General features: G+C 74.6%; 13 protein-coding genes and 1 pseudogene. 7 read left to right on the top strand and 7 right to left on the bottom strand.

What is annotated here, in order from left to right:
* Positions 1-280: 280 nt before the first annotated feature.
* Together ACFWA9_RS33940 and ACFWA9_RS33935 are read left to right on the top strand one after the other, a co-directional pair.
* Positions 281-796, top strand: a pseudogene (locus tag ACFWA9_RS33940) (hypothetical protein); the annotation flags it as partial.
* Positions 797-811: 15 nt separating this feature from the next.
* Complete coding sequence (locus tag ACFWA9_RS33935; protein WP_380392496.1) at positions 812-1,603, top strand: MOSC domain-containing protein; 792 nt, start codon at positions 812-814, stop codon at positions 1,601-1,603.
* A 110-nt stretch (positions 1,604-1,713) separates the two neighbouring features.
* Here ACFWA9_RS33935 and ACFWA9_RS33930 read toward each other — a convergent pair whose 3' ends face one another.
* From ACFWA9_RS33930 to ACFWA9_RS33920, 3 genes are all read right to left on the bottom strand, one after another.
* On the bottom strand, positions 1,714-2,397 hold the full coding sequence (locus ACFWA9_RS33930) for a hypothetical protein (RefSeq protein ID WP_380392493.1): 684 nt from the start codon (positions 2,395-2,397) through the stop codon (positions 1,714-1,716).
* 100 nt (positions 2,398-2,497) lie between these two features.
* On the bottom strand, positions 2,498-3,559 hold the full coding sequence (cobC, locus tag ACFWA9_RS33925) for an Rv2231c family pyridoxal phosphate-dependent protein CobC (protein WP_380392490.1): 1,062 nt from the start codon (positions 3,557-3,559) through the stop codon (positions 2,498-2,500).
* Positions 3,556-4,290, bottom strand: a complete 735-nt coding sequence (locus ACFWA9_RS33920; protein ID WP_380392488.1) for a cobalamin biosynthesis protein — start codon at positions 4,288-4,290, stop codon at positions 3,556-3,558. Before ACFWA9_RS33920 ends, cobC begins: the two co-directional genes overlap by 4 nt.
* A 370-nt stretch (positions 4,291-4,660) precedes the next feature.
* Here ACFWA9_RS33920 and ACFWA9_RS33915 point away from each other — a divergent pair, with 370 nt between their 5' ends.
* From ACFWA9_RS33915 to ACFWA9_RS33895, 5 genes are all read left to right on the top strand, one after another.
* Entirely contained in the window at positions 4,661-5,551 is an 891-nt protein-coding gene (locus ACFWA9_RS33915; RefSeq protein WP_329490074.1) for an alkaline phosphatase family protein, read from the top strand.
* A 6-nt stretch (positions 5,552-5,557) separates the two neighbouring features.
* A complete protein-coding gene (locus ACFWA9_RS33910; RefSeq protein ID WP_380392485.1) occupies positions 5,558-6,937 on the top strand; it encodes an MFS transporter in 1,380 nt (459 codons plus the stop codon).
* On the top strand, positions 6,934-7,971 hold the full coding sequence (locus ACFWA9_RS33905) for a TolB family protein (protein ID WP_380392482.1): 1,038 nt from the start codon (positions 6,934-6,936) through the stop codon (positions 7,969-7,971). Before ACFWA9_RS33910 ends, ACFWA9_RS33905 begins: the two co-directional genes overlap by 4 nt.
* An 87-nt stretch (positions 7,972-8,058) precedes the next feature.
* Positions 8,059-8,958 carry a hypothetical protein gene (locus tag ACFWA9_RS33900; RefSeq protein WP_380392480.1) on the top strand — a complete coding sequence of 300 codons (900 nt, stop codon included), beginning with the start codon at positions 8,059-8,061 and terminating at the stop codon, positions 8,956-8,958.
* Positions 8,959-8,961: 3 nt separating this feature from the next.
* Complete coding sequence (locus ACFWA9_RS33895; protein ID WP_380392477.1) at positions 8,962-9,609, top strand: hypothetical protein; 648 nt, start codon at positions 8,962-8,964, stop codon at positions 9,607-9,609.
* Between the two features lie 113 nt (positions 9,610-9,722).
* Here ACFWA9_RS33895 and ACFWA9_RS33890 read toward each other — a convergent pair whose 3' ends face one another.
* The 4 genes from ACFWA9_RS33890 to ACFWA9_RS33875 form a co-directional block, all read right to left on the bottom strand.
* A complete protein-coding gene (locus tag ACFWA9_RS33890; protein ID WP_380392474.1) occupies positions 9,723-11,186 on the bottom strand; it encodes a M6 family metalloprotease domain-containing protein in 1,464 nt (487 codons plus the stop codon).
* Positions 11,187-11,389: 203 nt separating this feature from the next.
* On the bottom strand, positions 11,390-12,766 hold the full coding sequence (locus ACFWA9_RS33885; protein WP_359804383.1) for a cobyrinate a,c-diamide synthase: 1,377 nt from the start codon (positions 12,764-12,766) through the stop codon (positions 11,390-11,392).
* A gap of 266 nt (positions 12,767-13,032) precedes the next feature.
* Positions 13,033-13,638, bottom strand: a complete 606-nt coding sequence (cobO, locus tag ACFWA9_RS33880; protein WP_329490083.1) for a cob(I)yrinic acid a,c-diamide adenosyltransferase — start codon at positions 13,636-13,638, stop codon at positions 13,033-13,035.
* Between the two features lie 5 nt (positions 13,639-13,643).
* On the bottom strand, positions 13,644-14,550 hold a 907-nt coding region (locus ACFWA9_RS33875), incomplete at its 5' end, for a VWA domain-containing protein (protein WP_380392471.1).

Below are 14,550 nucleotides of genomic sequence, written 5' to 3'. Positions count from 1 at the left end.
GCTCTGTCCGTGCGTCACGTGGTGACGCACGGACAGAGCAGGCCGGCCTCAGGCCCTCGGAGTCCTGGCCGTGACGATCAGCGTCCCGATGTGCCCCCCCCACCCGGGTACCCGGTCAGTGGCTGTCGGGGGCCTTCGAGTCACGCTTGCGCGGAATTGCACGAACTCGGACCAGAGGGTGTCGCAGGCGCCCGGGGACGGGGCTCGGCCGTTCTTGAGGATCCGAACCGAGGGGGGTAACCCCTGGTCCCGGCGCGGGGTTCCGGCGAGGATGCCCGGTATGACGTTGCCGCTGCTCCTGCTCGATGTCGACGGGCCGTTGAACCCCTATGCCGCGAAGCGGCACCGGCGGCCGCACGGTTACGGGACGCACCGGGTGAAGCCCGACTGCTGGGTCGCCCGCTTCCCGCAGCGGCCCGCCGAGCGTGTGCGGCCGCTGCGGATCTGGATCAACCCGGACCACGGGCCCGAACTGCTGGCGCTGCGGTACGAACTGGTGTGGGCCACCACGTGGATGGACGAGGCGAACACCTTCATCGGGCCGCTGCTGGGGCTGCCCGTGCTGCCGTACATCCACTGGCCGGAGCTGCACCAGCAGGACCCGGACGGGCTGCACTGGAAGACCAGGAACCTGGTCGCCTGGGCCGCCGGGCGCCCGTTCGTCTGGGTGGACGACGAGCTGGGGCCGCAGGACGCGGAGTGGATAGCCGCGCACCACCCCGGGCCCGCGCTGACCCTGCACGTCGATCCCAAACTCGGCCTGGGCGACCGCGACTTCACGGCGCTGCGCGAGTGGGGCGGAGGCGGTGGCATGAGGATCGGGACGGTGGAGCGGATCCGGCGGTACCCGGTGAAGTCGTTGCTGGGGGAGGAGCTGGGCGAGGCCGGCGTCTCCGAGCGCGGGCTGGAGGGGGACCGGGCGCTGGGGCTGCTGGACGCCGTGAGCGGCCGGGTGGCGAGCGCCAAGAACCCGAGGCTCTGGGCGGAGATGCTCCGGTTCACCGCCGTGCTGCACCCCGGTGGCGTCGTGATCACCGGGCCGGACGGCCGGGAGGTGGGCGAGGGCGAACTGTCCGCGCTGCTGGGCCGCGAGGTCTCCCTGGTGAGCGAGCGCCCGCCCGGTGCGACCGTCGAACGGGCCGTGCCGGAGGAGGTGCTGGCACGCGGGATCGAGGAGGAGGTCGCCGTCACCGAGAACGAGATCGGCCGCGCCGCTCCCGCCGGGGGCTTCTTCGACTTCGCCCCGCTGCACCTGCTCACGACTTCCACCCTGGACGCCGTGGCGACCGAGGCCGCCCGCTACCGCCCCAACCTGGTGATCCGCACCGAGGGCGACGGCTACGTCGAGAACGCCTGGGTCGGCCGTGAGCTGCGGATCGGCCCGGACCTCCGGTTGCGGGTGCTGGCCCCGACCCCGCGCTGCGCCGTCCCGACCCTCGCCCATGGCGAACTGCCGCGCAGCACGGCGGCCCTGAAGGTGCTCGCCGCGCAGAACCGGGTCGTGCCCCTGGAGGGGATGCCGGCGCTGCCCTGCGCGGGCGTCTACGCGCGGGTAGTGGAGCCGGGGAGGGTGCGGGTGGGGGACGCGGTGAGTCTCGGCTGATCACGGGGGTGGCGGTCGCCGCCGGTCGAGGTCGGCGCCTGCCTCCGGTTCGCCGTGAACTCGCCGTGAAGGTGTGGCGTGGGTTGATCGACAGCGTCATTCACAGCTGATCAGACACCCGGGACGGCGTCCTTGGCGTTGGTGTGCCAGTTGGTGACGACCGGCTTGTCGACCTTGACGGAGCCGACGGGGATGCTCGCCGGGTCCGGGTCGCCGGCGGCGACGCCGATGATGACGTCCTTGAACTCGACGTTCTGGTCGGTGTTGGTGCTCTTCGGGTTGATCCCCACGTAGGCGACCGCGGTGCCGGTGAGCGTGATCGGCGCACCGGCGGCCTGTTCGGCGTTGCGGGCCTCGATGCCGCCCGAACCGAAGGCGATGACCGGGTGCGTCGCGGGCAGGACGCAGGTGATCCCGGCCTTGGCCTTGGCGGTGACCAGGATGTAGCCGCCCGCCTGGGTCTCCATCTTCGCCCCGAAGGTGAGGTCGTTGGTGCCGCAGGCCTGGCCGTAGCCGGTCTTGTCGCCCGGGTTGCCCGGGGCGGGTGCGGCCGGCGTGGTGGACGTGGGCTTGGTGGACGCGGCGGGCGCGGCGGGCGCGGCGGACTTGCCGGGCGCGGCGGGTGTGCCGGGGGCCGACGCGGACGGCGCGGCGGCGGGGGCGGAGGCGGCCGGAGGGGCGGTCGTCGGGGCGGCGCCGGCGGCGGGTGCGTCACTGTTCTCCGGGCCGCAGGCCGTCGCGGCGGCCGCGAGGGCGGTGACGGCGAGAGCGGTGAGGGCGATTCGCGAGCGCATGTGTGGTCCCAACTTCCGTCCGGCAGTGCGGTTTGTCGTCTGCCTCCACGGTAGGCCGGGCATGATCACCGGGTGGTTCGTGAAATGTCCCGGTCGTGTTTCAGCGGCCGGTGCCGGTCCGGACCGCCAGCACCGAGCCGAGCGCGTCCAGGAAACGGTCCGTCGTCCCAGGGTCCCGGACGGCGATCCGCAGCCAGTCCGGGCCCAGTCCGGGGAAGGTGTCGCCCCGTCGGACGGCGAAGCCGTGCTCGCGCAGCCGGGCGCGGACGGCGGCCGCGTCCGGCAGTTCGACGAGGACGAAGGAGGCGGCCGGCTCCCCGTGCACCCGGACGGCGGGGAAGGCGGCGAGGCCCTTGAGCAGGTGGTCGCGGTGGAGGGCGAGGTCCTGGGCGGCCTGCTCGGCCTCGGCGAGCGCCGCGGGTGCGCTGCACACCTCGGCGGCGGCCAGCGCCGGGGTGGAGACCGGCCAGAGCGGCTGGGCGGCGCCGAGCGCGGTGATCAGGTCGGCCGGGCCGAGCGCATAGCCGATGCGCAGGCCCGCCAGGCCCCAGGTCTTGGTGAGGCTGCGCAGCACGACCACCCGGCCGGGCAGGTCCCGGACGGCGGCGAGGGATTCGCACTCGCCGGGCACGGTGTCCATGAACGCCTCGTCGATCACCAGGGTGCGACCGGGGCGCGCCAGGGCGGCGACGGCGGCTGCCGGGTGCAGTACGGAGGTCGGGTTGGTGGGGTTGCCGAGGACGACGAGGTCGGCCTCCTCCGGTACCGCACCGAGCCGGAAGCCGTCCGAGGGTACGAGCAGGACCCGCTCCACAGCGTGTCCGGCGTCCCGCAGCGCCGCCTCCGGTTCGGTGAACTGCGGGTGTACGACAACGACGTGACGGGGCGTCAGGACGCGCGCGAGCAGCACGAAGGCCTCCGCCGCGCCCGAGGTGAGCAGCGTCTCCGTGACCGGTCGGCCGTGCCGGGCGGCGACGGCGGCGCGGGCGGCCGTGCCGTCGGGGTACGCCGCGAGCTCGCCGAGCGTCGCCGCGAGGTGCTCACGCAGCCACTGCGGGGGTGTGCCGGTGCGGACGTTGACGGCGAGGTCGACCAGACCGGCCCCGTCGGCGCGCACCTCCGCGTCACCGTGGTGGCGGAGGTCATGGTCGGGGGTGGTCACGAGGGGTCTCCAACAACGGCATCGACGGGAAGGGACGGCCCGGGGACGCGGGCGAGCGGGTCGCGAGGCCCGGGGCGACCGCGAGCGGCCCGGGCGACCGCCACCGTCGCCGTCGCGGACTTCTGCTTGGGGACGACGAGTTCGCCGCCCGGCGCGCTCGCCAGGGCGGCGGCCTCCGCCACGCTCAGGGTGCCGACCGCCGCGCCGACGGCGGCGGACGGGTGCGGGACGGCGACGGAGGCGAGGGCCTCCGCCGGGTGCTCGTCCACCGGGAGGCCCAGCGCGGCGGCGGCGTGGCGGACGGCGGGGTGGTCGCCCTTGCCGGTGAGGGTCGCGAGCCGGGCGACGGAGCCGCTGGGCAATCCGGCCTCGCGCAGGGCCCGGTGGATCAGCCGCGTCACGTCGGACGGGCCCGCCGCCGCGCGCAGGCCGACACCGACGACGAGGGCGCCGGGAGCGAGGGCAGAGGGGGCAGAGGGGGCAGAGGGGGCGAGGCGGTCGGGGGCGAGGGCACCGATGACGAGGGCGCCGGAGGCGAGGCCGTCGGGGTCAGCCGGGCTGTCCGAGCGCCGCGCGGCGACCGGTGAGCCGTCCGGCGCGCGGTCCAGGAGTTCGCCCGGGCCCTCGCCGCCGTGCTCGGCCCGGAAGGCCGGGCAACTGTCCGGCCGCGCCGCGTGCGGCTGCTCGGCGGGTGCGTGACCCGCCGCGTCCAGGGCCGGCAGCCCGATCACGTCGCGTTCCCTTCACCCGGAGGCCGTGCGGAGGCCGTGCGGAGGCCATGCGGAGGCCGTCAGGAGGCCGCCCGGCGGTCGTCCGGCGCTCCCCTGCGGCACCGCGGCAGCCGCTCGTCGGCCGCTCGTCGGCCGACGAAATCCCACCACGGCGGCGACGGAGGGGTCAATCGGGGCCCGTGTGACCTCCGTCGCCGGGCGCCGGAGGGTGTTCGCCTGTTCTTCACCTTCCCTGAGCGGTCCACGCCACCGCCGCGCTCCTACTGTTTGCGGCGCTCCGACGCAGTCACGCACTGCGACCCGCACAGCACGACCCCCCACCCGGGTGTTCCTGCCGAACCCCGGTTCTCCCCGACGCACGGAGGACACCATGCCCTTCGCACGACTCCGCCCCCGCAACCCCCGCCGCACCCTGACCGCCCTCGGCGCCGGCCTCGGCCTGGTCGCCGGATCGCTCGGCCTCTGGGCGGCCACCGGCACCGCACAGGCCGCGACCCTGCCGACGCCCGACCACGTGGTCGTCGTCGTCCTGGAGAACCACGCGTACTCGCAGGTCGTCGGCAGCTCCAGCGCGCCGTACATCAACAACACCCTGAAGGCGGGCGGCGCCACGCTGACCCAGTCGTTCGGGCTCACCCACCCGAGCGAGCCCAACTACTACCAGCTGTTCTCCGGCAGCGCGCAGGGGCGCACCGACGACAGCTGCGTGCCGGTCGGCTCGCTCACCGCCGCCAACCTGGGCTCCGAGCTGATCGCCGCCGGCAAGACCTGGGGCAGCTACAACGAGGGTCTGCCGAGCCAGGGTTCGACGGTCTGCAGCAGCGGCAAGTACGCCCAGAAGCACAACCCGTGGTTCGGCTTCAAGAACGTGCCGACCAACACCGCGTACACCTTCGCGCAGTTCCCGACCGACTACACGACCCTGCCCAAGGTGTCCTTCGTCGTGCCGGACCTCTGCAACGACATGCACGACTGCTCGGTCTCCACCGGCGACACCTGGCTCAAGAACAAGCTCGGCGCGTACGCCACCTGGGCCAAGACCCACAACAGCATCCTCGTCGTCACCTTCGACGAGGACAACCGCCTCTCCGGCAACCGCATCCCCACGGTCTTCTACGGCGAGCACGTCACGCCCGGCTCCACCACCGCCACCACCTACAACCACTACAACGTGCTGCGCACGCTGGAGGACCTCGCCGGGCTGACCACCCACGCGGGCAACGCCGCGTCCGCCGCGACCATCACCGGCATCTGGAACTGACCTCCCATGTACGTCGCGGAATCCCGCAGCTCCAAGGCCCCCGTCGACCCGGCCCTCCGGCCGGGCCGGCGGGCGGCCGCCGTCCCCGGCACCGTCCTGGCCCTGGGCACCGTCAGCCTGGTGACCGACATCTCCTCCGAGATGGTCAGCGCGGTGCTGCCGCTGTACCTGCTCACCGGGCTCGGCCTCTCGCCGCTCGGCTTCGGGCTGCTGGACGGCATCCAGAACGGGTTCAGCGCGCTGGTCCGGCTGGCCGGTGGCCACCTCGCCGACCGGCGCGGTGCGGACGGCGCGTCCCGGCACAAGGCCGTCGCGGTGGCCGGGTACGGGCTCTCGGCGCTCTGCAAGCCGCTGCTGCTGCTCGTTCACACCGTGCCGCTGATCGGCGCGGTGATCGCGGTCGACCGCACGGGCAAGGGACTGCGCACCGCGCCGAGGGACGCCATGATCTCGCTCGCCACCGAACCCGCGCACCGGGGGCGGGCGTTCGGGGTCCACCGGGCGATGGACACGGCCGGTGCGCTGATCGGGCCGCTCGCCGCCTTCCTCGTGCTCCGCCTGGCCGGCGGCCCGCTGCTCGCCGACGGCGGCCAACGGCACGGCTACGACGCGGTGTTCACGGTCAGCGCCTGTGTCGCGGCGCTCGGCGTGCTGGTGCTGCTGCTCTTCGTGCCGAACCGGCAGCCGGGCGAGACCGCGACGGCCACCGCCCCCCGGCTGCGCGACGGCCTCGCCCTGCTGCGCCTGCCCGGGCTGCGCCGGCTGACGTTCTGCGCGGTGCTGCTCGGCCTGACCACCGTGAGCGACTCCTTCCTCTACCTGCTGGTGCAGCGCCGGCTCGGCCTCGCCACCGACCTCTTTCCGCTGCTGCCGCTCGGCACGGCCGCGGGCTTCCTGCTGCTCGCCGTTCCGCTGGGCGCGCTCGCCGACCGGCTCGGCCGCCGCCGGCTCTTCCTCGCCGGTCACGGCGCCCTGCTGCTGGCGTACGGGCTGCTGCTCTCGCCGCTGGGCGGACTGCCGGCGGTGGTCTGCGTCCTGGTGCTGCACGGCGCGTTCTACGCGTCGACGGACGGCGTGCTGGCGGCCGCGGCGGCCGACGCGGTACCGGCGGAGCAGCGCGGCGCCGGGCTGGCCCTGGTCGGCACCGGGCAGGCGCTCGCCCGGTTCGGCTGCTCGCTCGCCTTCGGCGCGCTGTGGAGCGCGGTGGGCGGCACCGCCGCGCTCGGCTGGTCCGCGGCGGCGCTGGCCGGCTGCGTGCTGGCGGCCGCCTTCGTCCTGCGGGACGCCCCCGGGGCCGCCGCCTCCGGGACGCCCACCGCCGGGACCCCCACCGCCCCGGGCGCGTCCGGAACCGCTCCCCCCTCCGATTCCGAGGTACCGTCGTGACCCCACCGCTCCAAGGCCGGACCAGGGTGCTGATCCTGCTGGCCGCCGCCGTCCTGCTCGGCGCCGTCGGCACCGGCGCCGTCCTGCACGCGGCCGACAACTCGACCCGCACCAAGCAGGCACAGCCCGGCGCTCCGGTGGTCACCCCCGGCCCGGTGTCGCTCCGCCCGCCGGCCGGCGGCCGCCAACTGGTGTTCCGCAACATGGCCTGGGGCCCGCACCTCGACGAGCTCGTCTCCGTACCGGCCGACCAGCCGGACGGCCCGCGGACCTCCTCGGGCGTGCGGTGCCTGCGCTTCTACGCGGCGGCCGGCACCGGCATCTGCCTCCGGGCCGAGCGCGGCGCGCTGCAGGACACCTACCGCGCCGTCGTGCTCGACGACCACCTGCGCGAGCTGAAGTCCTTCCCCGCCGCCGGTATCCCGACCCGCTCCCGGGTCTCGCCCTCGGGCCACCTCGCGGCCTGGACGGTCTTCGTCAGCGGCGACTCCTACGCCGGCACCGACTTCTCCACCCGCTCGTCGATCGTCGACGTCCGCGACTGGAACCTCCGGGAGAACCTGGAGACCTTCGCGGTGATCAAGGACGGCAAGCCGTACCAGGCGTCCGACGTCAACGTCTGGGGCGTCACCTTCGCCGACGACAACACCTTCTACGCCACCGTGGCCACCGGCGGCCGGACCCACCTCGTCCGCGGCGACCTCGCCGCCCGCACCCTCACCACGCTCCACGAGAACGTCGAGTGCCCCTCGCTCTCCCCGGACGGCACCCGCATCGCCTACAAGAAGCGCGTCCCCGGCCTGTCCGAGGACTCGCCCTGGCGGCTCTACGTGCTCGACCTCGCCACCATGACCGAGACGGCCACCGCCGAGCAGCGCAACGTCGACGACCAGGCGGTCTGGGTCGACGACGCGACGCTGCTCTACGCGCTCCCCGGCGACTTCGGGGCCGATCTGTGGACCGTCCCCGCGGACGGTAGCGGTCTGGCCGAGCGGGTGCTCGAAGCCGCGGTGGCACCGGCCTATCCGGGCTGATCGGGCTGGGTGGTCCCACTCGGAACTTCGGGCGTAGGGTTCCACGTCGAGCAGTGAGAGCGGTGCGAGGCGGGGGAGCGGGGAGCGTTGAAGGAACAGGGGCGGGCTGCGCCCGAGCGGGTGGCCGGCGACTCCTGGCCCGCCCTGTCCGGCCGGCCGGTGCTGCGCCGCACGATCGCGGTGGGCCTGGTGCTCACCATCGCGCTGCTGGCGGCCCTCGCCGTCCGGGGCGTCAACGCGCTCACCCTGGGCCGGGGCGCGATCGAGACCGACCGGGACCGCGCCGAACTCCTGGCCGGCCTCCACCCCTCCCAGCACCCGGGCGCGGGCCGCTACTACGTCCCCGTGGGCGCGGTGTACACCCGCCTCGCCGACGGCGCGCCGGTCGCCTACCTGCACTACCGGCTGGCCGGCGGCCCGGACGTCGGCGTCGACGACTTCCTGCGGACCTACGACCTCCCGGCCCCCGGCCCGGTCGCCCCGCTGCCGTCCGACCTGACGGCGGCCCTGGGCGGCGACGAGCCGACCGAGGCCCAGGAACTGGCCCCGATGCCGGCGCCCTCGGCGAGCCCGACGCCCCTACCGGTCGCGACCCCGCCGGCCGCCGAACCCCCGACCGTCTCCGAACCGCCGTCGGAACCGGCCCCGGCCCCGGCCGAGCCGGTCGCCACCCCGTCGCCCTGCGCCTCGGACGCCCCGCCGCCCTCCGCCGACCCCGACACCGAGGCCGGTCCCGGTCCCGACCCCGAGGCCACCCCGGCTCCCGACCCCGCCCCCGAGGCGGCCGAGCCCGTCGCGCCCCGGCCCGCGACGGGCCTCCGCTCCGCCGACGACCCGCCCACCCCGACCGAGACCCCCACCCCCAGCCTCACCGCCACCCCCACCCCGTCTCCCACCCACCCCGTCGCCGGCCGCCGGATCTACATCGTGACGGTCTCCAACGGCCTCTCGGGCGCCGCCGACATCTACGTCCGCGCCACCGGCTGACCGGTGAGACTGAGGACGACGGTCCACCGGGTGCGGACCGGCCGGGACGAGTACCGGGTGCTGACCGTCGAGCCCGGCGAAGGCCGCGCCGTGCTGGTCGACGGCGAGTGGTGGACGGACCTCTTCGCGGACCGCGCCGGTGCCCGCGACCTGGCCGCCGCCTGGGCACTCGCGGCACGCTCGCCCCGCTCGCTGGTCCACCTGCCGCTGCGCTCCGGCCCCGCCCCCGGGTGCGCGGACGAGCACGCCGTCCGGCTGGACCTCGTACTGCTCCACCACGGCCTGGGCTTCCCACCGTCCCGCTGGAAGGAGGTCCGCGCCCGACTGGGCAAGGGCGGCACACCGCACACCGCGGACCTCCCGGAGACCGACTTCCCCGCCGAGGACGAGATCGACTACCTGAGCCACCACTACGCCGGATGGCGCGACGGGCTGCACTTCGCCGGCGCGGCACGGACCCTCTTCCTCACCGGCACCGCACAGGCCTTCCGCTGGACGGGCACGCTGGTGCGCTCGCTGGACACCCAGGCCGCCCCCACCGCCCCCACCCACTCCTGCGTCACCCTCGACCACGCCCCCGCCACCCCCACCAGCCGCCCCCCGAAGGGCACCTCCGGAAGGCTCCACATCGCGTACACCCCGCACGGGTGACGGCGCTGTCGCCCGCCTCGTGCAGGGTGGTCGCGGGGGCGTCCGGGGGCGACGCCTGGTCAGCCGGGTTGGCCGGGCGGTCCGTTCGGCTCGGGCCGCCCGGTGGGGGTGGGTCAGGCGATGGTGACGTCGACGCCCATCTGTTCGGCTCCTGGGGTGCCGGCGATGGCGAGGGTGACTCCGCTCCAGGTGCCGTCGGGCTCGTTGAGGGCCGGTGCGGTGTGCTGGCCGATGCCGGTGTTGCCGAGGGCCGGGTAGAGGTCGGTCCGGTCGCCCCGGTTGCCGGTGCCGAAGATCTTCCCCAGGTCGTTGCGGCCGTCGGCCTGCATCAGCGCGATGGCCAGGTGGTGTTCGTCGTTGACGTTGTCGATGGCTTCGTCCACCACGTAGGCGGCGACGCCCTGGGAGGGCAGGAACTCGTCCTGCCCGCGCTGGCGGCGGTACTCGACGATGATGTACTGGCTCTCCTTCATCCGCTGGGGGTTGCGGACGAACAGCAGGTCGCCGCCCTCGGCGACGGGCCGCAGCGCGATGCCGGTGGTGGTGCTGGAGACCTCCTGCGGGGTGGTCCAGCCGTGGAACATCCGCAGCATGCCGTTCGGGAAGACCGGGGTGACGCCGTCGTTGCCCCAGGAGCCGCCCGCCATCAGGCAGTAGTCCCCGAGGCCGTTGGAGGTCGTCGCCTCGACGCGGCCGGTGTCGTAGAAGTCGGCCCAGCGGGCGGCCAGGTGGCCCCACTCGTGGGCGCAGACGCCGACCGCGCAGTCCTCGGGGACGGTCAGGAAGGTCTGCACCCGCAGGCCGGGCGCGACCAGCACGCCGTCCTCGCCGGGCGGGTTCCACTTGAGGCTCCAGATGTCGCCGGGCCGCTCGGTCTGTTCGGCGCCGGAGCCGGCGTGGACGATGAACAGGGCGGTGACGAGGCCCTCGCCGAGGGCGTCGTAGCCGGCGGAGAAGTCGATGCCCTGGTCGAGCGCGAGTTGTAGCGCGTCGGCCGCCATGCCCTGGGAGTTCCGGGGCGGGTTGCCGGTGCCGGACTGGTTGTCGGTGTAGAAGGAGAGCGGCTGCGGCAGGCGGAACCAGCCGTGCACCTCGCCCTGGATGTCGATGCCGTGCTCGGTCGGGTGGGCGGCGTCGAATCCGCTGACCAGGCGGTAGTAGTCGCGCATCGAGCCGGTCGTGAAGGTGTCGGCACTGAACAGCATCTGTTCGAAGTGGCCGACGGTGTGCTCGGGGCTGTGCGGGTGGTCGGGGAAGTCGACCAGCAGCACCAGGGTGCGGATGGTGCCGCGCAGCTTCTTGGTCGGACGGGTGATCAACTGGGCCCCGGTGCTGGGGCCGGGGCGGACGGCGCCGTCGTCGAGGCCGATGACGTTCTCACCGCGCCGTCGGGAGCGCCAGACGTAGTAGTACTGCTCGAAGGTGAGGCTCGCCGGGATCCGCCGGTGTTCGACGAGGTCCTGGTAGCGGGCCCGGAGTTGGGCGAAGGCCTTGGGGGACAGCGGCACCGGGCAGGCGTGCCGGTGGCCGGTGGGGTCGAGGGGGTGGTGATACTGCGGGGTTAAGGTGTGACGCATCGTGACGGCTCCTTTGAGCCAGCTCACTCCGCGGGGGAGCATGGCGACCCCGCCGAGCGGGCGGTCGCCGGCAATCGGTCGGCTCGCCAAGAGGCGGTCGGGTCTGGCCGGTACCGGTTGCGAAATGGGCGATTTGCGGCTTTCAGACCTATTCTGACGCTCCGCGTGGGCAAAGCACCAGACCCGGGGGCGCGCCGGTTCGCTCAGCCCGCGCGGTACGCGGCCGCGGCGGCCGCGAACGAGGCGGCGAGCTGCGGTGATCCTCCCCAGTGCAGGTGCAGATACGAAGCGTGAACGTTGCCCAGCGTGCCCCCGGTGAAGCCCTCGGTGTTCGGCCCGGTCGGCAGTCGCCAGCCCCAGGCGGGCCGTTCCCCGGCGCCGGGCTCGCAGACCGTGCGGTGGAACTCGTGCCCGCGCACCCGGGTGCCGGTCGGCGCCAGCGGCGAGTCGGTCAGCGCGACGGCCTCGCGGTACCCGAGGGTCAGCCGCTCGGTCATCCGGGCCGAGGTGTCCAGTACGCCGCACATCGGCAGGCCGTCCAACTCCCGCCCGAGGTAGAGCAGTCCGGCGCACTCGGCGGCGATCGGCGCGCCCGAGGCGGCGAACGCGGCGATCGCAGCGCGCAGCGTCCCGTTCGCGCTGAGTTCCCGGACGTACAGCTCGGGGAAGCCGCCGCCGATCACCAGTCCGGCGGTGTCCGCGGGCAGCGCGTCGGCGTGCAGCGGGTCGAACGGCACCACCTCGGCGCCGGCTGCGGTGAGCAGTTCGGCGTTCTCGGCGTACGAGAAGGAGAACGCGGCGCCGCCGGCCACCGCGATCCGGGGCGCGCCGGCCACCCGCTCGACCTCGGCGGCCGGGTCCCACGGCGTGGCGTCCAGCGGGGGAGCCGTCCGGGCCAGTGCCAGGACGGCGTCCAGGTCGACCGACGCGGCGACCAGCTCGCCCATGTCGGCGACGGCCCGCAGCGCCTCGGCCGAGCGCTCGACGGCCGGGATCAGGCCGAGGTGGCGGGACGGTGTGGCGACCGCCGCCGAGCGGCGCACCGCGCCGAGCACCGGCACCCCGGAGCCCTCCTCCAGGGCCTCACGCAGCAGCAGTTCGTGCCGGTCGGAGGCGACCCGGTTGAGGATCACCCCGGCCAGTCGGACCTCCGGGTCCCAGGAGGCGAAGCCGTGCACCAGCGCGGCCACCGAGCGGGACTGCGAGGAGGCGTCCACCACCAGCACCACGGGTGCCCGCAGCAGCTTGGCGACGTGGGCGGTGGACGCCAGCTCGCCGCGTCCGGAGGCGCCGTCGAACAGCCCCATCACGCCCTCGACCACCGCGACGTCCGCCCCGGCGGCGCCGTGCAGGAAGAGCGGCGCGATGCGCTCCGGCCCGCACATGAAGGCGTCCAGGTTGCGGCCCGGCCGGCCGGCGGCCAGGGCGTGGTAGCCCGGGTCGATGTAGTCCGGGCCGACCTTGTGCGGCGAGACGGCCAGACCGCGCGCGGCGAGCGCGGCGATCAGGCCGGTGGCGACGGTGGTCTTGCCGGAGCCGGAGGACGGCGCGGCGACGACGAGACGGGGGACGCTGTTCAAGGCTCTACTGCTTTCGCGGACTCACGGACGTGTCACTGGCTTCACGGGCTTCACGGGCTTCACGGGCTTCACGGGCTTCACGGACTTCGCCGGCTTCACGGGCCGCACGGACCCGAGGGAACGCACGGGCCGCACGGACCCGAGGGAACCCACGGACCCAAGGGAACCCACGGACCCGAGGGAACCCACGGTCCCGAGGGAACCCACGGACCCGAGGGAACCCACGGACCCGAGGTGACGCACGGATCCCGCGAAGCCCGCCGGGCTCACCACTCGATGCCGCGCTGGCCCTTGCGGCCGGTGTCCATCGGGTGCTTCACCTTGGTCATCTCGGTGACCAGGTCGGCGGCCGAGGTCAGCGCCTCGGTCGCGTACCGGCCGGTGATGACCACGTGCTGGCTGCCCGGGCGGTCCTTCAGCACGGCGACCACCTCGTCCACGTCGACCCAGCCCCAGTGCATCGGGTAGGTGAACTCGTCCAGCACGTAGAAGCGGTAGGTCTCGGCGGCCAGGTCGCGCTTGACCTGCTCCCAGCCCTCCTTGGCGGCCGCCTCGCTGTCCATCTCCATCTCGGTGGAGCGCTGGATCCAGGACCAGCCGGAGCCCATCTTGTGCCAGTCGACGGTGCCGCCCTCGCCGGAGGCGCCGAGCACGCGCAGCGCGTTCTCCTCGCCGACCTTCCACTTCGCGGACTTGACGAACTGGAACACTCCGATCGGCCAGCCCTGGTTCCAGGCCCGCAGCGCCATGCCGAAGGCGGCGGTGGACTTGCCCTTGCCGGGGCCGGTGTGGACGGCGGTGATCGGCTGGGTGCGGCGCTGGCGGGTCGTCAGGCCGTCGTCGGGCACGCTCTCGGGGACTCCCTTGGGCATGTGGATCAGGCCGCCTTTCGCGTCGGGGTGGCTCGGTTGGCACGGTTGTCGCGGACGAGCGAGGCCACGCCCTCGGCCCGCAGCTCGTCCAGGGTCACGGCGGTGGCGCCCAGCCGGGCGGCCAGGGTGCGGGCCAGGCCGAGCCGCACCGGGCCGGCCTCGCAGTCCAGCACCACGCTCGCCACGCCCTGGGCGGTGAACAGTCCGGCCGCCTGGTGGGAGCGCGCGACGGCGTCGCGGGAGCCGGTCGCCCGGCCGTCGGTCACCACGACCAGCAGCGGGCGGCGGTGCGGGTCGCGCATCCGCTCGACCCGCAGCACCTCGTGGGCCCGCAGCAGCCCGGCCGCCAGCGGGGTCCGGCCGCCGGTCGGAAGCGACTCCAGCCGGGCCGCGCCCACCTCGACGGAGGAGGTCGGCGGCAGGGCCAGTTCGGCGCTCGCGCCGCGGAAGGTGATCATGCCGATCTTGTCGCGGCGCTGGTAGGCGTCCATCAGCAGGGAGAGCACGGCGCCCTTGACGGCGGTCATCCGCTGCCGGGCCGCCATCGAACCGGAGGCGTCCACCAGGAACAGCACCAGGTTGGACTCGCGGCCCTGCCGGACCTGCTCGCGGAAGTCGTCCTTCCGCAGCAGCAGCGCGCGCGAGTCCCGCCCGCGTGCCACCTGGTGCGGCGCGGCGGCCCGCAGGGTCGCGCTCAGGTGCAGCCGGGCCAGGCGCCCCTGCGGGCGGCGGGCGCGGATGGTGTGGCCGCCGTCGGTCTCGGCGGGGGAGCGGCGGCCCTGGGCGCCCTTCCCGGTGCCCTCCACCTTGAACAGCCGGGTGCGGTACGGCTCGCCGGCCGCCACCGGCGCGGTCTGCGGCGCGCCGCCGCGGCCCTGCTGCGGGACGGCCTCCGGCTCGGCCGGCGCCTGC

The organism is Kitasatospora sp. NPDC059973 (assembly GCF_042737525.1).
Classification (GTDB): Bacteria; Actinomycetota; Actinomycetes; order Streptomycetales; family Streptomycetaceae; genus Kitasatospora.
The sequence above is the reverse complement of the archived record's forward strand: the minus strand, read 5'-3'. Positions and strand labels throughout refer to the sequence as shown.